The 18,376-nt window shown below is 53.8% G+C and carries 19 protein-coding genes; 6 read left to right on the top strand and 13 right to left on the bottom strand.

Annotation, left to right across the window (positions count from 1 at the left end):
- Window positions 1–58: 58 nt before the first annotated feature.
- Both VHE34_RS22485 and VHE34_RS22480 read left to right on the top strand, forming a co-directional pair.
- A complete protein-coding gene (locus tag VHE34_RS22485; RefSeq protein WP_325592100.1) occupies window positions 59–280 on the top strand; it encodes a helix-turn-helix transcriptional regulator in 222 nt (73 codons plus the stop codon).
- Between the two features lie 8 nt (window positions 281–288).
- Window positions 289–804 (top strand): hypothetical protein, encoded by a 516-nt coding sequence (locus VHE34_RS22480; RefSeq protein WP_325592098.1) that lies wholly within the window; start codon window positions 289–291, stop codon window positions 802–804.
- A gap of 37 nt (window positions 805–841) precedes the next feature.
- On the opposite strand, the gene VHE34_RS22475 is transcribed toward VHE34_RS22480, so the two are convergent.
- Genes VHE34_RS22475 through VHE34_RS22450 form a run of 6 tightly spaced genes read right to left on the bottom strand, consistent with a single transcriptional unit; the run spans window position 842 to window position 6,988 of the window.
- Window positions 842–1,750 (bottom strand): ABC transporter ATP-binding protein, encoded by a 909-nt coding sequence (locus tag VHE34_RS22475; protein ID WP_325592096.1) that lies wholly within the window; start codon window positions 1,748–1,750, stop codon window positions 842–844.
- 10 nt (window positions 1,751–1,760) lie between these two features.
- A complete protein-coding gene (locus VHE34_RS22470; RefSeq protein WP_325592094.1) occupies window positions 1,761–3,083 on the bottom strand; it encodes a TolC family protein in 1,323 nt (440 codons plus the stop codon).
- Between the two features lie 2 nt (window positions 3,084–3,085).
- Window positions 3,086–4,207 carry an ABC transporter permease gene (locus VHE34_RS22465; protein ID WP_325592092.1) on the bottom strand — a complete coding sequence of 374 codons (1,122 nt, stop codon included), beginning with the start codon at window positions 4,205–4,207 and terminating at the stop codon, window positions 3,086–3,088.
- Window positions 4,204–5,310 (bottom strand): ABC transporter permease, encoded by a 1,107-nt coding sequence (locus tag VHE34_RS22460; protein ID WP_325592090.1) that lies wholly within the window; start codon window positions 5,308–5,310, stop codon window positions 4,204–4,206. Before VHE34_RS22460 ends, VHE34_RS22465 begins: the two co-directional genes overlap by 4 nt.
- Before the next feature lie 2 nt (window positions 5,311–5,312).
- The gene (locus tag VHE34_RS22455; RefSeq protein WP_325592088.1) at window positions 5,313–6,056 is read right to left on the bottom strand and encodes an ABC transporter ATP-binding protein; all 744 of its coding nucleotides are present in this window, start codon (window positions 6,054–6,056) and stop codon (window positions 5,313–5,315) included.
- Window positions 6,038–6,988, bottom strand: a complete 951-nt coding sequence (locus tag VHE34_RS22450; RefSeq protein ID WP_325592086.1) for an HlyD family secretion protein — start codon at window positions 6,986–6,988, stop codon at window positions 6,038–6,040. The genes VHE34_RS22455 and VHE34_RS22450 overlap by 19 nt, the downstream gene beginning before the upstream one ends.
- Window positions 6,989–7,227: 239 nt before the next feature.
- On the opposite strand from VHE34_RS22450, the gene VHE34_RS22445 reads away from it, so the two are divergent.
- From VHE34_RS22445 to VHE34_RS22430, 4 genes are all read left to right on the top strand, one after another.
- On the top strand, window positions 7,228–8,064 hold the full coding sequence (locus VHE34_RS22445; RefSeq protein WP_325592085.1) for a hypothetical protein: 837 nt from the start codon (window positions 7,228–7,230) through the stop codon (window positions 8,062–8,064).
- Window positions 8,065–8,531: 467 nt separating this feature from the next.
- Complete coding sequence (locus tag VHE34_RS22440) at window positions 8,532–8,669, top strand: hypothetical protein (protein ID WP_325592083.1); 138 nt, start codon at window positions 8,532–8,534, stop codon at window positions 8,667–8,669.
- Window positions 8,670–8,689: 20 nt separating this feature from the next.
- Window positions 8,690–10,384, top strand: coding sequence for an IS66 family transposase (gene tnpC, locus VHE34_RS22435; RefSeq protein ID WP_325592081.1), 1,695 nt, complete (start codon window positions 8,690–8,692; stop codon window positions 10,382–10,384).
- A 1,113-nt stretch (window positions 10,385–11,497) separates the two neighbouring features.
- A complete protein-coding gene (locus tag VHE34_RS22430; RefSeq protein ID WP_325593075.1) occupies window positions 11,498–12,730 on the top strand; it encodes an IS256 family transposase in 1,233 nt (410 codons plus the stop codon).
- A 453-nt stretch (window positions 12,731–13,183) separates the two neighbouring features.
- Here the strand turns inward: VHE34_RS22430 and VHE34_RS22425 are convergent, their stop codons facing one another.
- The 7 genes from VHE34_RS22425 to traJ all read right to left on the bottom strand — a co-directional run bounded on the left by VHE34_RS22425 (window position 13,184) and on the right by traJ (window position 18,368).
- Entirely contained in the window at window positions 13,184–13,792 is a 609-nt protein-coding gene (locus VHE34_RS22425) for a hypothetical protein (RefSeq protein ID WP_325592079.1), read from the bottom strand.
- Between the two features lie 93 nt (window positions 13,793–13,885).
- Window positions 13,886–14,161 (bottom strand): hypothetical protein, encoded by a 276-nt coding sequence (locus VHE34_RS22420; protein ID WP_325592077.1) that lies wholly within the window; start codon window positions 14,159–14,161, stop codon window positions 13,886–13,888.
- Window positions 14,158–14,982: a DUF4138 domain-containing protein gene (locus VHE34_RS22415; RefSeq protein WP_325592075.1), complete on the bottom strand. Its 825-nt coding sequence runs from the start codon at window positions 14,980–14,982 to the stop codon at window positions 14,158–14,160. The genes VHE34_RS22420 and VHE34_RS22415 overlap by 4 nt, the downstream gene beginning before the upstream one ends.
- A gap of 11 nt (window positions 14,983–14,993) precedes the next feature.
- On the bottom strand, window positions 14,994–16,283 hold the full coding sequence (gene traM / locus VHE34_RS22410; protein ID WP_325592073.1) for a conjugative transposon protein TraM: 1,290 nt from the start codon (window positions 16,281–16,283) through the stop codon (window positions 14,994–14,996).
- 5 nt (window positions 16,284–16,288) lie between these two features.
- Window positions 16,289–16,708 carry a hypothetical protein gene (locus VHE34_RS22405; protein ID WP_325592071.1) on the bottom strand — a complete coding sequence of 140 codons (420 nt, stop codon included), beginning with the start codon at window positions 16,706–16,708 and terminating at the stop codon, window positions 16,289–16,291.
- The gene (traK, locus tag VHE34_RS22400) at window positions 16,698–17,327 is read right to left on the bottom strand and encodes a conjugative transposon protein TraK (protein WP_325592069.1); all 630 of its coding nucleotides are present in this window, start codon (window positions 17,325–17,327) and stop codon (window positions 16,698–16,700) included. The genes VHE34_RS22405 and traK overlap by 11 nt, the downstream gene beginning before the upstream one ends.
- Window positions 17,328–17,339: 12 nt before the next feature.
- Complete coding sequence (gene traJ, locus VHE34_RS22395) at window positions 17,340–18,368, bottom strand: conjugative transposon protein TraJ (RefSeq protein ID WP_325592067.1); 1,029 nt, start codon at window positions 18,366–18,368, stop codon at window positions 17,340–17,342.
- Window positions 18,369–18,376: the final 8 nt, after the last annotated feature.

Below are 18,376 nucleotides of genomic sequence, written 5' to 3'. Positions count from 1 at the left end.
GCAGTCCGGGGTCGTTAACAAAAAAAAAGGGTTAATTTAAGAAGCTAAACTTATCCGTATGTATTCCGGACAAACCATAAAAGTGCTTCGCCTGATGAAAGGCTATAGCCAGCAAGGGATTGCAAGAGAGCTGGGGATCTCACAGCCTGCCTACTCCAAACTCGAGAAACGAAAAACGGTCAACAAAGAGAGTTCAAAAAAGATATTGGCGATCATAAAATGCTCAGCGGATGATGTTCGGTCGGTGCAGGAATTTTTGGTATCTTCCCGTTCCTACTAACATTCACTATGCCGAAAACAATCCTGTCCCGTATCCTGCTGCCCGTTCTCGCAGCCCTTTCCGCATGCCATTCTTCCATAGCGCCCGTTCCCGTCCCGGCAACGGATACCCCGTTGGCCCAACGCCGGGACCTCCCGCTATTCAAGCGAAACCCCGAGACCCGGGCCCACGTCAAAAAGGAGCCCGTTGCCGAATATCGCGTGAAGACCGAGAATACGCTCAATGACCTGTACTTCACCGTGAGGCTCTATGAGACGCCGTTTACGATGAAATACCTGGCGAAGGTCGACTTCGAGGGCCTCACCGGCGAGGACACCATCAGGCTTCCCGATGTCGGCATCCCGCCGCATCCCGTGCTGGAAAAGGGACCGGAAAAATACTCTTGTATCGTCGGGCTGATGGACAACAACAATACCTTTCGGGAGTTGAAGAAGGTGTATGTCACCGGCAAAGGGTCCGAGCTGAAGATCACCACGCTGAAGCATTATGTGGTCACCGAGGGGTACCGGCTGGTGCCGCAGTGAGGAGGACCCTCCGCCAGGTGCAGCAATCAGCAGGCCCTCATTTCATCAGTGCGATAAAACAATCTTCGATGCCCGGCTCCGCGGGATGGATGTCCACCTCCGTAAAATCGCCTTCGCGCAGCAGCGCCTCCAACTCATCCCTCCCCTTGTCCGGTTGCAGGACCACGTGGTAATATTGACCAAAGGGGTAGCAGCTGTCCACGGCGGCGGCGGCCTTCAGGGCAGGCAGCAGCCGGAACGTCTCCCTGGCTTTCACGGCCCATAAGGGCTTTCCGAAATTCCGGCGGATCTGTGCCGGTGTGTCCACGGAGAGAAGGCGGCCATTCTGGAGCAGCGCCACCCGGTCGCAGAGCCCGGCCTCATCCATATACGAGGTCGAGACGAGGATAGTGATACCCTTCCCCTTCAGGCGATGGAGCATTTCCCAAAACTCTTTCCGCGACACAGCATCCACGCCTGTCGTGGGTTCATCGAGGAAGAGCACCAGGGGCTGGTGGATCAGTGCACAGCAAAGGGCCAGCTTTTGTTTCATCCCGCCCGATAGCTGGCCGGCCTTGCGGGTCCGGAAGGGCTCCAGTTGCCGGTAGATATCGTCGATGAGCGAATAGTTGGCTTCGATGCTTACGCCGAAGATGGCCGCGAAAAATCGCAGGTTCTCTTCCACCGACAGGTCCTGGTAGAGGGAGAACCGGCCCGGCATATATCCGACGACCTGCCGGATCGCCCGGTAGTCTTTCACGGTATCCAGTCCGTTGACCCTGGCGCTGCCCGCATCCGGTGTCAGCAGGGTCGTAAGAATGCGGAACAGAGAGGTCTTGCCGGCGCCGTCCGGGCCGATGATGCCGAACACTTCGCCTCTTGCCGCCGAAAAATCCAGGCCGTCCAGCGCTTTGACGATAGTCCCGCGGCTGCGGTAGGTTTTCGTGATTCCCGATACTTCGATCATAACGGAGCGTTTAATCCCCGATCAGGGTCTGATAATTATATTCCGATTGCAACATCTGGATGCGGTGAAGGATGCGGGCCTCCCTGGCCTGGTCTTCGGCGATGACTTGCGTCAGGTAGTCGTGTGCACTGAGAACCCCTTGCTGTAATTGCACCAACGCCGAGTTCTTTATCGCGGTCCGCAGATGGACGATAGGGTCGTCCTGGCGCAGTTGCTGGAGATTGCCGGCGATGAGTAACAGGCTTTGCTCCTGTTGCAAGCCGGTGTTCAGCAGAAAGGTCTCCTTTTGGAGGTCCAATCCACGCCGGCCGATCGCCGAGATCTGCCGCTGCCGTTTCAGGGTATACCATCCGCCGAGGTTCCAGCTGAGCCTTACTCCGCCGATGGCGTATCCCGCAAAATTGTTGTTTAACATATTCAAACCCGGCCGACCGTAGCCGCCTTGGGCAAACAGGATGAATCGCGGCCGCAGCCCGGCTGAGGCGGCCTCGTCCTCCAGGTCATAACTACGTTTTTGGTATTCATACCATTGCAGTTCCGGGCGGCTGATGGAAGTCTGCAGCGCCAGCTCCGGGGGTTCGACAAGCCTTACCGGGGTATCCGGTGGCAGTCCTGTCAGCATCAGCAGCATGTTGTAATATGCCTTCCGGGCGGTGTGCAATGAAGTAAGTGATTGACGTGTCTGCAACAGCTGCGCCTGCAGTTCGTCGACGCCGCGTTGGTAGGCGGTGCCATTGTCCAGCATCGCCTGCATCTTCTCCAGTCCGTTGGCGATATCCTGCTGCAGCAGTGCATTCTGTTTGATCTGCCCGTCGAGCAGCAGCACGCCGAAATACAGTTGGTCCACCCGGTCGAAGACCGCGTGCAGTTCGACGTCGAGTCTTTTTTCCGCTATCTCCGCCGAAACCCGCGCCGCCTCCTGCTGGTTGCGGATCAGTCCGCCGTCGTAGATCACCTGGTCGATCTCTCCATATACTTTGTACTGGTCTTTGCTGTATTGGGGCAGGCTAAGTCCGGCCACCGGCAGTTTTATCGGCAGGCTCGTCACCTCCGACTGCAGGGTCGCCTGGCCGCCGAAGCTCAGCTGCGGCAGGTACCCTCTTGCCGCATTTTGCAGTGTATATTCCCGGGTCTGGCCGATCAGGTCCCGTTGTTTGGAGGAAGGATAGTGCTGCCTGGACAGCCGGTAGGCGTCCCAGATGCCAAGGGTTTCCGGCGTCTGCGCCGTGGCCGGCGACTGCCCTGCCGGCGGCTGTCCTGTAACAGGTGCGGGCCCGAGCGCCATCGCGATGACCAGCGCCGCCAAAAATAGTTTTGTCGATTTTTTTTTCATGATCAGGCCCCTCTCTTTTTATAGTTGATGATTGCCCAGGTATTGAAGAACACCGCAAAGCCAAGAACGGCAGCCAGGTGCGGCAGGATGTCCTTTACGCCGCTGCCTTTCAGCACCACCATCCGGATCACCTGGATAAAATAGCTCACGGGCGTGAACCGCGAGATCCACTGACCCCAGTCCGGCATGCTTTCGACCGGCGTATAGAGTCCGCTCATCAGGTTGAAGATCATTGTTATGAAAAAGGATACCAGCATGGACTGCTGTTGCGTCTGCGCGTACGTGGACATCAGCAGACCCAGCCCAAGCACGGAAAGCAGGTACACACCCGCAAAAAGATAGATCGTGTAATAGTGTCCCAGCGGAACGATGCCGTACACCACGCGGGCGATGGTCAGGCCCAGCGTAAGGATAACCATCGACAGAAGCCAGAAGGGGATCAGCTTTCCCAGGATGAAATGGGTCTTGCGGATCGGGCTCACGTTGATCTGTTCGATCGTCCCCAGCTCGATCTCGCGGACAATGTTGTTGGAGGCGAAGGACGAGCCGATCATTGTCAGTAACATCACCAGGATGCCGGGCACCATAAAGAACCGGTAGTTCATATGTGGATTGAACCAGTCGCTGGATTGGACGTCGATCATGGGGACCGGATTCATCGCGGCTGGTGAGATCCATCGTTGCCGCAGTTCCCCGTTGAAATCCTGGATGATGGTCTGCAGATAGGCTGCCCCCAGGCCGGCCTTGACGCCGTTGATCGCATTGACTGCGATGAGCAGCGTGGCCGAGCCGTCCTTTATCACATCCCGGTCGAAATGCGCGGGTATCTCCAGCACCAGGTCGGCCTTGTCGCGTTCGACGGAGTGAAGCGCGTCCGCAAAAGCCGGGCCGGACGCCGTCAGCCGGAAATACCCGGAGGCGATGATCTTGTGCACCAGTTGCCGTGAATATTCCGAATGATCGTGATCGGTGACGGCCAGGTCGATATTCTTGATCTCGTAGTCCGCTGCCAGCGGCAAGATCAACAGCTGGATCACCGGCATCAGGAACAGTATCCGCCAGATCGCCGGGTCCCGCCGCATCTGGCGAAGCTCTTTCTGCAACAGGAATCGAAGGGTTCTCATTCCAGGCGGTTTTTGAAGTTATGGATGCTGATGCCCAGCAGCACCGTCGTCATCCCTGCCAGCACCAGGGTTTCCTTCCAGACGGTCCCCGGGCCGGTGCCTTTTATCATCACGTCCTTGATGATAATGAAATACCATTTGGCGGGGACGAGGTTGGCGATGACCCGGAGCGGCGCCGGCATATTCTCCACGGGGAAGAGGAAGCCGCTGAAGATCAGCGTCGGCAGGAAGAGGCTCATCATCGAGGTGAACATCGCCGTCTGCTGGGTCCGCGTGGAATTGGAGATCAGGATGCCGATGGACAGGGAGAGCGCCGTGAACAGCATGCTTTCGCCGACCAGCAGCCAAAGGTTGCCTGCGATGGGCACATCCAGCGCAAAGACGCTCAGCAGCAGGATGCTGACGATGTTGACGAAGGAGATGAGCAGGTAGGGGATGGTTTTGGCCAGGATGATCCGGAAAGGCTTTAGCGGCGAGACCAGGATCACTTCCATGGTTCCCATTTCTTTTTCCCGGACGATGGAGATCGAGGTCATCATGGCGCAGACGAGCATCAGCACCATGGCCATTACCCCCGGTACGAAGTTATAGGCGCCTTTCAGCTCGGGGTTGTAGAGCATGCGCAGCTGGGTATGGATCGTATAGGGGAGGGGCTGACCCGAATTCACCCGGGACTGGTAGTCGTTGATGATCGCCATAGCATAGTTGGTCAGGGTGTTTGCGGTGTTGGGGTCGGAGGCATCGGCCAGCAACTGCACCTGTGCGTGATGGGTGTGAAGCAGATCTTCGCGGAAGTTCCGCGGGATCACTATGGCCATGCGGATGCGGCCTTTGCGGAACACGGCCTCTGTTTGGCGGGGGCTGGTGATGCGTTCGCGCAGGTGGAAATACCGGCTCGCTGCAATCTCCTGGGTCAGGGCGATGGACGAGGCGTCCTGCGCTTCATCGAGCACAGCGATGTTGCTGTTCTTGACCTCATTGGTCAGCGCAAACCCGTAGAGTACGATCTGGATCACCGGCATTCCGATGAGTATCAGCAAGGTCCGGCGGTCGCGCCAGATATGATGCCATTCTTTTCCGACAAAAACGAGTAGTTGTTTCATGATCACTCCTTTCTTGTTGCCTTTCGCGCCAGGTGAAGGAACACTTCGTCCATGGAGGACGCCGCATGCTGCTGCATCAGGGCCGCAGGGCTGTCGAGGGCTTCGATCCTGCCGTCGACCATGATCGACACCCGGTTGCAATATTCGGCCTCATCCATATAGTGGGTGGTTACAAAGACCGTGATCCCCCGTTCGGCGGCAGCATAGATCATCCCCCAGAATTCCTTGCGCATGATGGGGTCCACGCCGCCGGTCGGCTCGTCGAGGAAGACGATCGCCGGGTCGTGGACGACGGCGATGGAGAAGGCGAGCTTTTGCTTCCACCCCAGCGGCAGCGACCGGACGAGCCGGTTGGCCTCCGTGGTCATCTGCAACTGTTCGAGCAGGCTTGCCGATTTACTTCGGATGGCGGCGTCGCTGAGCCGGTAGATGCCGCCATAGAATTCGATGTTCTCGCGCACGGTAAGGTCCTCATAGAGGGAGAACTTCTGGCTCATGTAGCCGATGTTGCGTTTGATCAGTTCGGTTTGACGGTAGACGTCAAAGCCGGCAACGGTCGCATCGCCCGAACTGGGCAGGGACAGCCCGCAGAGCATGCGCATGGCGGTGGTCTTTCCCGCCCCGTTTGCGCCGAGGAATCCGAAGATCTCGCCCTTTCGCACGTCGAAGCTGATCGAGTCCACAGCGACAAAGTCGCCGAAATGTTTTGTCAGCCGGTTGGCTGTTATCACTGCTGTGTCTTGCATATGATGTTGCCGTACATGCCGATCTTGAGGTAGCCGTCATTCTTCACGTGGATCTTGACGGCGTAGACGAGGTCGGCCCGTTCTTCCCTGGTCTGGATCGTTTTGGGGGTAAATTCGGCCTTGTCCGAGATCGTGGTGATGAAACCGGGATATTCGCGGTAGTGGCTGGGGCCGTCGTCGGCGAAAACGCGTACCGGTTGGCCGATCCTAAGCCCCGACAGCTGGGTCCCCGTAACATAGACCCGGAGGGTGATGATGGAGAGGTCGGCGATCTTATACAGGGCTTTTCCCGGTGCGGTCACTTCGCCGGCCATGGCGTATTTGGTCAGCACCACGCCGTTGACAGGGTTGCGCACGATGGTCCGGTGAAGCTGGTCGTCCAGTTGGGCGACGGACCGGCGCAGGGGTTTCACTTCACTCATCACCGAGCTGTTCTGCGTGCCTACCGTCGTCTCCTGCACCTTTATCTGTTGTTCGTTGGCGTCGATTTGTTTTTTCAGCAGGTCGATCTGTATATTGTAGTCGTCCAGCTGTTTCGTCGGCGCTGCCTGGGCGCTGATCAGCTTGCGGGTGCGGTTGCGTTCCATTTCGAGGTTGGCCAGTTGGAGCTTTTGGGCGGCGATCTGTTCGCGGATCCATTCGACCTGGGGCCGTACGTCCATCCTTTTTTCGCTCAGCGAGCTGATCGTTGCCTGTACCTGCAGCTTTTGCAACTGCAAGGGGATGCTGTCGATCACGGCGACGGGGCTGTCTTTTGCCAGCACCGAGCCTTCCTCGGGGGTCAGCGTCAGCAGTCTACCTCCCACCTCGGGAGAGACGATGACCTCATCGGCCTCGAAAATGCCTTCCGCATCAAAAGGAAGGTGATTGCCGTTGCAGGCGGCCAGGAGCAGGACTCCGGCGGCCATGAAAAAGCCGGCGCGACTTCTCATACCTGGAAATTTATGCCCGAAGATAGCGGGAGGGCGTCGCCCCGGGGATGACGGGTGTCAAGGAGGGGAATGATTAATTTCAGGAAGCGGGGAATTTCATGGGTCCCTGTAACAAAATCCCCGGTCTGGCCGCAGGTCTGGTGGTCTGCCTGCTCACGGCGAGGACCGATCCGGCGGCGGCGCTGCGGGCGGGGTAGAGGGCGGGTGATACGCAATTAACATTGCGGAGTTGCGCAAATGTGCACCGTTTTTCCACGGTAATTTTTGTCGAATTTTTCTTTGATAATTTGTCGGTGGAGCATTTTAGCGGGCCGATGCTGGAGGAGACGCACTATTATCCGTTCGGGTTGACCATGGCAGGGATAAGTGATAAAGCGATTAAGTCCAATTACGCTGAGAATAAGTATCGATACAACAAGGGTTCGGAACTGCAGAATAAGGAGTTCTCGGTTGGATCAGGGTTGGAGATGTATGAGACACATTTACGAGAGCTTGATGCGCAGTTGGGGAGATGGTGGCAAATTGACTCGAAACCTACCGAATCCGAGAGTCCTTATTCAGCTATGGAAAATAATCCCATCCTTAAGAGTGATTTCTTAGGAGACCGGGCAGATAGTGCGCCCAAACCAGCAAAGGCCACCATTACCCGCGTCGCGTTGGGTCGGCAATTCCAACCTTCAACTCCTGCGATACAAAATTTGAACAAGCAGGCAACGAAAATAAACGCTAAAGAGGAGAATATTCACGCTTCGGGTATAAAATTTACTGCAGCTGTCACCAAGGGTAGCACCTCGGGTCAGATAAAAATTATGGGTATAGGGCTTTCGACAGCTTCAAAAACGAACGAACATGATCTGGCCGGAATTCGTGATAGCAAAGTGGTTGATAATAAGACCGACCCAAGTTATAGAACTGGAGGCGGCGGCGATATTGCTGCGTATGGCTATGAGGGGCAAATCGAAACCCAACGTCCCTTTGATCCAAATGCCTTGCCACAAAATGGGACAAAAACTACGTTGATGCTCAAAAATGCCGTTTATTTCTGCAACAAGTACGCCCAATGCGAATGGCGGTAGTAACTATGTCGGCTCGGATATAGACATTTTTTCATTTAAATTTGCATTGGGCGTTGGATTCGAAGTGTCTCTGAGTATCGGGACCAATAGCCCTGGAATGTATACAATGCCCCTAGTTGCCAATCCAGCGGATAACACTTCCAATGTAATAAATGTGCCGACGCTAAAACGATAAAAATGAAATAAATGTCGCTATATTTTGTTCCATTTATCATTTCGCTTTCAATCTCATTTTTGTCTAAAATCGGCCTCGATTCTAAAATTAGAGAACCTGAGAAAAATAAATCGATATTTTCAATTCTTGCATTTCGAAGCTTCGGCATAGAGGTTTTGTTACCATTAAGCACCAAAAAGGGGGACGAGAAAGAAAAAAAACTTCGAATAAAGGCGAACATTGCTTTGATCGTGTTTTACTGTAGCTTTTTTATCATTATTGCGCTGTCAATGCTTGTCAAATAATTTATAGCTTGTCTGCTCTGTTCGAGCTGCCGACTTCGGGAACGGATTCTGTCGTTACGCTGACAGCACTTCAGCTGAGGCTGGTTTTGGATGGCATCCAGCTGCAATCTATCAAACACCGGCCCCGGTACCGGCTAACGGGGTGATAGTTGAAAAACTTTTCCACATGGCATCAGAAAAGGATAGGGGAAAATCGCCAGGGGAGTGCCTCCACAATGGTTTATATCGCTGTCTTCCGGCGGCAAACCCGGAAAAGTGCAAGGATAAGTCGTTTGCTTTTCGAGATCAAAAAAAGAAGGTCAGTTATTCACATTTTGGGCGGTTCTCAAATGGACTTCCTGTTTGTCTAAACCTACCGGGGATAGTACATTTGCACCGAGTGGATCAGTCAGCATACATAGTAAAACTGGAAGCCCAAAACAAGCTGCTGTTGGAGCAGGTCACCCTGCTGACTTATGAACTGCGGGATATGAAACGAATGCTGTTCGGTCGTAAATCGGAACGCTTCCTGCCACTGCCCCCGACTGCTCAGCTTAATCTGGCTGAACTCATGGCCGAAGCAGTCCCGCCACCGATCATTACCCAGGAAGTGAAGGTGATTAAAAAGCAGGCGACCGAAGTAAAGCCTACCGGCCGTCACGCTCTTCCGGCCCATTTGCCAAAAGTAGATATTGTTCAGGAACCAATGGAGGATACCTCCGGACTAGAAAAGATCGGCGAAGAAATCACCGAACAGTTAGATTATACACCCGGCAAATTGCTGGTACGTCGATATATCCGTCCCAAGTACGCCAAGGTCGTAACAGACGGGACAGGCTATACAGAGGTGATCATTGCCCCTCTTCCTGACTTCCCTATCGAGAAGGGAATACCAGCTCCCGGTCTGCTGGCGCAGATCCTGGTGGACAAGCATGTGGATCATCTGCCGATCTATAGGCAGATCAAACGCTACCAACGGGATGGGGTTAAACTATCGGCGAGCACCATTAGCGGCTGGCTGGATGCAACGGCTGATCTGCTGCAACCATTAGGAAAAGAGCTGATCAAAGTGGTCTTAGGCGGGGACTATGTACAGGCAGACGAGACGCCCTTGCCGGTTCTCAATGGGGAGACCAAAGGTGCCGCCCATACAGGCTATCTATGGGCTTATCATAGCCCTCCGGATCAACTGATCTTTTATGACTTCCAACCGGGACGTGGAAAGGAAGGACCGGTTCATTTACTCAAAGACTATAGCGGCTATCTGCAAACAGACGGACACGGAGTGTATGAACACGCGTCCATAGGAGGCAGAAAAGAAATCACGCTAATGCACTGCATGGCGCATGCCCGCCGGTATTTTGAAAAGGCATTGGATAACGATAAGCCACGGGCGGAACACTTTCTTACGGAACTGCGATTGCTGTATGCGATTGAGCGTAGGGCCAAAGAAGCGGCCATGTCCGCCGGTCAACTCCTGGACCTTCGCCGGCTGGAAGCCCAGCCGGTATTGCACCGGTTGAAAGCCTGGCTGCAGGAAAACTACTCGCAGGTATTGCCCAAGAGTCCTATTGGCAAGGCAATCGCATACAGCCTCCCCAGATGGGATAGATTATCGCTGTATGCAACGGACGGCCGACTACTGATCGACAACAACCCCGTTGAAAATGCCATCCGCCCAGTGGCACTGGGTCGCAAAAACTTCTTGTTCGCCGGTTCAAATGAAGGTGGAAAACGCCTAGCACTATTTTACTCTTTACTGGCAAGCTGCAAAAAACAACAGGTAAATCCCTGGGAGTATCTTAAAGATATTCCAGGACGACTGCCCACAACCAAAACAAGCCAACTAAGGCAAATGCTTCCTGACAGATGGAAGCATTAAAAATAACCAAACCGGTATATTCAAATGAAAAAATTACGCATAGTCCCCTTAATGATTGGTCTTTTGTTTGGAACGTTCAGTTCCGGCTTTTCTCAAAAAATAATATCAAGTGATAATAGCTTTATTGTCGCCATAACTGATATCTATTCTTCTAACCTTATGAATACCAATTCCATTGATTATGAAAATTTGTATTTGATAGTAAATGATCGACCAATAAATATTGACAGCGTACTGTGCAAATTAAGTAAGAAGAACTACGCCAAAATGTCCGCCATACTTGACACCCTTAACCAGCACTGTAAGGTCTATAGTATAGTCAGAGACGAGGATGTATCTAACTCAAAAACGGATACGATAACTAAATATTTAATGGACTGCAACCGTTACAAAACAGCATATTTATTTAGTTTGAATGATGAAATACGAAGAAATGGGCCAATCACTGCATATGTCCTGCAACGCTATTCGAGATTCCAGGCAATTGGATATAGCATTTTGAATAAAAAATGCGATGTTTTCCCTTATGAATGTACTGCGGTAATTAAAAAATTGGATTGACGAGTAACTACGCACTAGTAAATTTTCCTATTGGAGGCGGCAGTCTGCAATAACCTAAACTAAAAAGACGTGATTAGCTGAATGCTTACGTTGGTGTTGCCTTTTGGCAGCCCAATGCCAGAATATTGGAGAAAACTTTTAATCTTATTTGTAGACCGCGTGACGTCCTTAACCTTGCTTTGCCTGAATCTGAACAAAGATCTTAACTCTTGTTGAGCCTTAGGCAAAATGTAAATGCCGTGAAGCATGTGCTTTTCTAAATAGCAGGCAATTGACCGGCTATTCTATCAACTTCGAGGTTCAATGTTCGAACTGTGACAGCCCTGGATTTTTTGTGGACATCAATGCCAACGTAAAACTCCTGACCTTCAAAGTCAATGGAATTTTCGAGATTTGTAGTGGGCATAGCGCTAGGTTTTGAATGTTAACAATTGATCATTTTGTAACCGCTCATTAAAATTAGGCGGAATCCTGTGATTACCGCAAGTACAACCTGCGCTATGCCTTTCTTGCATAGTTACTGTGTCAAAGGTTAAAAAATCAAGACCTTTAATACAGTTTTTTTATGGACAAAAAACCAAATTCGACTACGAAGAGCTCAAGAAAAAGACCCTGGAACAGCTCCGTTCCGGGAAGTCATTATTTGGCAAAGACGGCGCATTTGCCCCATTGTTAAAGGACATTTTAGAAGCAGCCATGGAGGGGGAGCTGGACAATCACCTTGATGAGGAGGAACGAGCTGGTGGTAACCGTAAGAATGGCAAAACCTCCAAAAAGCTTAAAACAGCAGACGGCACCATTGACCTGGAGACTCCCCGCGACCGGTCGGCCAGCTTTGAACCTCAGATCGTCAAAAAGCGGGAAACGATCCTGGCAGAGAGCCTGGAAAGCAAGATCATCGGACTTTACAGTCACGGCATGAGTTTTCGGGACATCTCCGCGCACATCAAAGAAATGTATGATACTGAGATCTCGGCTGCTACCTTGTCGGCCATCACCGACAAAGTCATCCCACTTGTAAAAGAATGGCAAAACCGCCCGCTGGAATCGCTGTATTGCATTGTCTGGCTGGACGCCATGTATTACAAGGTGAAAGAGGAAGGCCGGGTGATCAACCGCTGTGTTTATAATATCCTGGGCATTAATGCGGAGGGTCGCAAGGACTTGTTAGGCATGTACGTGTCAGAAAGTGAAGGGGCTAATTTTTGGCTCGGCGTGCTCACCCATCTTCAGCAGCGAGCAGTAGCCGATATTCTGATCGCCTGTATAGATAACCTGAAGGGCTTTTCAGAGGCGATCGCCACCATATATCCCACTACAGAGGTACAGACTTGCATAGTTCACCAGATCCGCAATTCCATCAGGTATGTAGCCAGTAAGGACCAGAAGTCTTTTATGGCCGATCTAAAGCCCGTTTATCAGGCGACCAGCAAGGATGAAGCAGAGCAGGAACTGGCCATCCTGGAGGATAAATGGGGCAAGAAATATCCGGTCGTCATCGATTCCTGGAAACGAAACTGGGACAAGCTCAGTACCTATTTCCATTATTCTTCCGCCATCCGGAAGCTCATTTATACGACCAATACTATCGAGGGCTTCCATCGCCAGGTCCGGAAGGTCACGAAGACCAAGGGGGCATTCCCTTCTGATATGTCATTGCTAAAGCTGATCTATCTGGCTACCCAGAATATCCAGAGAAAGTGGACTCAGCCCCTGCAGAATTGGGGTTTGACCGTCTCCCAGCTATCAATTAAATTTGGTGATCGGCTGAGATTGAAAATATAACAGCCCTCGTTGACAACTGATGTTTTTTGCACCAGTGGAATATTACCCGGCAGTATCAGAAAAAGCATCACTTCCCAACGAGGTCATACTGATCCTTAAACATGTTGCTTTCAAGCATGAGGCTTAAATCATCAATAGTATTAATTTGCGTTGGCATATGTATTTGGCTCATGTGGCTATCCGGCTCACATGGACACTTGCAATTCCGATCGTATATGATTGAGGATTGGATCGTGGGCTCTATCCTACTAGCATGCTTTGGGATACCATTTGTATTTTTAATAGCTGAGGTAGCACGAGCGCTAAAACGCAGCAAAACAAAATCCTGACACAGTTTATTTTACACTCCCGACAATATCGGCAAAAAATAAATGCTCAGCCTATTTTATCAGCCTCGCAGGTTTTGCCGAGACAACAAGATGAATGCGATTGAAAATATTTTGTTTTAATTATTTACACAGCCTTCGACTTGCTCCATTCAATGTAGTTTGAATGCTCGATGATAGGAATTTGTCCGTCTTCTTCAGGGTCCCGTACTTGACTTTCAAATTCAATGTATGCTAAGTCTTCGGCAAATGACTTTTCACCTAGAATAGTGTCAATCATTTTTAATAAAAGCGGTTTGGAAGATTCGTTTTCTCTGATTTGATCATAATTGGGGACGTAAACCCTAATTCCGATTTCCGTGGATATTTTACTTTCAAGTGGTATAAACCAAATATCTTGTGAATTCAATTCAATATCGCCCCATTTAGAATTGAATTGATCGCGTGTTGGTTGCTTAAAAGCAACAAAAGACCATCCGTTAATACTAGGCGCGTCGCTGACTAATTCTTCGACTTTGGTGAAATAATCTTTGTTCCCCTCAGCTGTAATGACGAGTTCTTGCTCTTCATCTGGAAACCCCCCAATTTCAAAATAGAGCTGGTCGCAATATTTATGCAACTGATCCAATAGGTTGTTGAGTAGTTCTTCTTTAACAGACTCGTCTATTGATGCCAAAAAAGTATAAGCCGTTTGGTTTTTTGTAAACCAATTCCAGAAATTCTTGCTTTCGGTCATATAATCTAGGGGCATTTGGTTTGCCCTTGTAAATTTAAGATAGAATGCTTGTATATCTAGGGCATTCTCCAAATAGGACCGTGGGCGAATCGGTCATTTACCCACAATCCCCACCATCATCCCTTTCGGCCCGCATTTGGACCGGTAGGTAATATATCCCCCCTCCGACAGATCTCTCATCAGCCGGTAGTAAGTCCCCGGCGAGCCGATCTTCGCCTTCTCCATGACCTCGTCCCGGTCGATGACAAACAGATCGGGCCGGCTGCCACCCTTGCAGGCATCCAGCAATACCACATACAGGCAGATATGCAAGGGCCCCATCCGGACATCGCCCCTCACCCGCCTCAGAAACCTGCCCAAACGCCTCATAACTGAGCTATTTTCCTCGCCCGCAACAACTGCCTTCTGCTCACCACCACCCGAACCCGTCGCCCGCCGCCCGCTTCGCGCCATTCGACTACCATCCGCTTGCCCCGCGCCAGCACCAGCGGCCGCAGTGCCACCACCACCGGCATCCGCCGCCCGCCGCCGAGGAAATCGCCGCCGCGCACCATTACCGGATCCACTTCTACGGACTGCACCGCCGCCCGTCGCACCCGGTGGCGATCTTCGACCGTTATCCGCACGCCGTCGCGCTCGAATTCTACCTCCGAGCGGTTCCGCGCCGAGAACACCAGCCACAACAGCGCATCATGGGTGTAGAGGCCTCTCAGGGAAAGCCGGACTCCGCCGTCCGATCCTGCTGCGTGGAGGAATCCTGGCTTCGCCACTATTGCGATGGCATCTGAATCGAGTCGCGCGATGTCTCCTGCCTCGCCGGAAAACCGCACTCGGGGCGGGCCCGAACAAAAGCTGTAGTTGAAAGTGGTCAGGGTATCCGCATACCGCACTACAAAGGAGTAAAAGCGCCCGTCGTTGAGGTATACACTGACATTTGTCGGCCGGACTCCCGCGCGGTTGGCTTTGAGCAACAGCACGTTTTCGGTCTTGCCCATTTTCTTTGCCAGCACATCGCCGCTGCCCAGGTCGACCCGGAAGATCGGAGAGGGGAACAGCAGGTTGGTGGTGAACCGCTCGGTGACGGATAGGGGATAGGCGCCGATGGTGTCGGGCGCCAGGAGTGCAGCCGGCCCTTGTGCGCTGGCGCACAATACCGCGAAACTCAAAACAACAAACAATGACCTTTTCATAACAATGATTTTTAATGTCCTTTAGTTTCATCCTGTAAAAACAACCTATACCCTGCCTTTACCGTCACCCGCACCAGCTGCACTTTGCGGCGGGCAAGGTTGCGCGCCAGCTGGATGCCGGCACTGAGGGCCTGGCCGCCCGGCGTGGCGTCGATGCCCGCGGGGCCCACGCTTCCGGCGACCTCATCGGCCGATTCCCGCGCCGCATCCCGGGTCGCCGATCCGGGGGAATAGATGCCCGCCAACCCATCCTGGTCGAGGACCCGGAGCGCGACGGGGAACACGGCTCCGCCGCTGCGGATGCTGCTGATGTTGACCTGCAACCGATCGTTACTCAGGCGCACCGTTCCATAGAGGGTCGTACCCCTGGCCACCCGTTGGCCGCGGATGACCAGCTCGGTCGCCAGTTCCATCCGCAGGGTTGCACCGCTGACCAGCGTCTGCGTCTCGGGAACGATCGCCTCCATGGCGGTGCCCGTCGGCCGTTCCTCGCCGTCATTGGACTCCAGGTCGTAAAACCGGTTGTGGACAGGCTCGGCCGATTGCATGCCGCCGACCGCTTCTTCTTTTCCAACCGGAACGACCCGGAAGGCTGTGGCCCCGCTATCGGCGCCGGCGACTGGTGGCATTTGCCGCCGCGACGGTTGTTGTACCGCGATCAGTTTGTCCAGCGTATGATTCAATTCCTGCATTTCGGGGCTTCCGGCCGATCCGCTTTCTTTTAACGAGGTCAGCAACCGTTCCATTCGGTCCATGTCCGTGGATCGCGATCGTGGCCACTCGGGGCCTGTGGCGGCTGCTATGCTTTGCCGTTGATCCTCCCATCGCCCCCGACCGGGTGAAGCGTTCAACTTCGCCTTTAGGTCCGCCAGCTGCGCCATCACTTTCCGCTCATTGGAATCTGCCGGAGATGTCCTGGATGCGCCACCTGGTGAAAACAGGCTCCCCGGGCCATCTCTCGTCGTATTCGAGGCGCCACCGATACCCGCGGCCAATCCCCCCGCACTATCCCGCGACGCTAACAGCCCCGCCGCGCCCTTCTCCTGCTGCGCCTTGTGAACGGAATCCATCAACGCCAACTTGTACACCGTGGCCTTATCCACGGGCTTCCCCTCCTTCACGGGCGCCGGCACCTGTGTGTTCAATCCCTCTTTCTTTGCCGTCTCCGCACCCGCGGCGCTTCCCCCTCCGCCGCCCAGCGACCAAAACAGCAACGTCACCAACAACACCATCGGTCCCGGCAGCGCCAGCAGGATCCGCAATCGCCGGTACGACTCTTTTAAAGGCATTTCTTTTTTCATATTGCTTATTTTAATTGTTTCAGGTAGTAGTCTTCCACTTCTTTCGCCGTGTCGAGCAGGCCCGGGTGCGCCCACAGGATGCTGTCATAAATGGCGATTCCGCCGGCCGTCCTCTTTAAACTGTCCATCCACGCCTGCCACCGCTGCACCGCCTCGAGCCCGCGCCGTGCGGCGGCGCGGTTTTCCATCGGGCCAAGGCCCCTACCGGGCGCGAGCGACCCGGAGTCACTTCGTCGCAAGCTCAGCGGCGCCGCCCGGATGGTCCCCGTCACCGGGACGCCATTGCCGCGATGGATCGTTCCCAATGCCATCGCCGTTACCAGGACAACCGCTCCAAAGCCGACTAACCTCCACACCCAAACCGGCCAGGATAGGCGCGCCGCCCGCAACCCCGCAAGCCGCTGAAAAAGCATGTTATTTTTCATAACTCCTGTTTTGTACCCCGAGATCCCGGTTATCCAGGATGGCGAAATTTTCGATCAACATCCCATGCGGGTTATTCTCCGACCGGCTAACCGGTCGCAACCATCCCTCCGTCACCAGCGACCGCGTCGTCACCGTGCTCGTCCGGGTGATCAGCTCGCGGCCGTAAAACCGGAAATGAAACGGGCGGCTCCGCAGATCGAATTCAATGCTGTCGATGACCACCCGCTGGCTGATGTTCCCCGAGACGATGCCATACAGATAGCCCGATTCCCGGAGGTTGTCATACACCTGCTTGCCGCTGCGGTCGGCGAGATACAAGGCTCTTGCGGCATTCGCTGCGATCAGCTTCTCGTCCGGGTCCAGCCCGAATAGCAGCTCGTGGAAGGTGCGGATATGATCCCGCGCTTCGGCGGGCAGGTTCTCGCCGCGGTCCGTGGCGAAGGCCTCCAATACCTTTCCATCCGAAAGGACATATACCCGGTTCTGCAAAGCCAGTGTATAACGGTAGCTTGCCGTTAGCGCCATTCCCGCTGTCAGCACACCGGCCGTAATGCTCAGGACGGTGATGCGCCGCAATTGCCGGAAGGCATGGTCGAGATTCTTGAAGGTTTGAAACATGGTCAGTACGATTTAATTTCCTTTGATCTGTTCCGCTTGCCGCAACGCGGCAGCGCTCGCCGCCCCGCCCGGACCTGCCGCAGTCATCGCGGCCCCGCCCGCCATCTTTACGAGGCGGGTCACTCCATTGCCCAGCACGCCGCTGCCGTCGGCGCGGACGATATAGCCGGCTACCGTCGGCACCGTGAAATAGCCCACGATCGCCAGGATGAGAAAGATGAGATATCCCGCGTCCATGCTGCTGAAATAGGTGCGCCCGCTGGTCTGGATCTGGTTGAGGTCCAACTGTAGCATGTTGACCTGGATGTTCGCCGTCAGCGACCCGAAGATGTTTGCCACCGGCAGCCAAAGGAAGACATGGACATATCGCGCCAGCCAACCGGACAGCGATCCCTGCCAGCCGTCGAACACCGAGAATCCCAGCGCCAGCGGGCCCAGCATCGCCAGCACGATGAGCTGGAAGGTTCGGATCGTATTGACGCACAGCGCCGCCGCTTCGTACAGCAATTGCAACACCTCCGACAACCATTCCTTGATCGAATTCTTGAAATTGTAATAAGCCTTCGCCATCGCGAATTGAAAAGCATTGGTGATGCCCGAGAAGGGACTGATGCTGCCGGCGTTCCCGGAGTAGGCTTCCCAAAGCGCTTCATTTCCTTCGCCGTTGGCGCCGACATACAGCTGATAATCGACGGTTTGCTTCAACGCCGCCTCTTTTGCCATCAGGAGGGTGTCGATGGCCGCGTTGTTGTTCGCATAAACCTTTGCCGTTTCCGTTACGGTCGGTTGCAGGATGCCATTCAACAGGCCGATCGCATAGGGATAGAGAACGATGACCCCGCCGATTGCAAAAGGGCGCAGCAGCGGCCACACCTCTACCGGTTCGTTCTTCGCGATGTGCGCCCAGACCCGGGCGCCGATATACCATAGCGCCGCAAATCCCGCGGTCGCCTGCGCCACGCCCACCAGCGCCCCACATTGCGGCAGCATGTTATTGTACAGCTGCGCCAATACGCCCTGTAAACCCTGTAGTTCGTTCATACAACTGG

Origin of the sequence: Puia sp., assembly GCF_035546395.1 — a bacterium.
Taxonomy (GTDB): Bacteria; Bacteroidota; Bacteroidia; order Chitinophagales; family Chitinophagaceae; genus Puia.
Note: the sequence above shows the minus strand (reverse complement) of the source record. Positions and strands in the feature narration are given on the sequence as shown.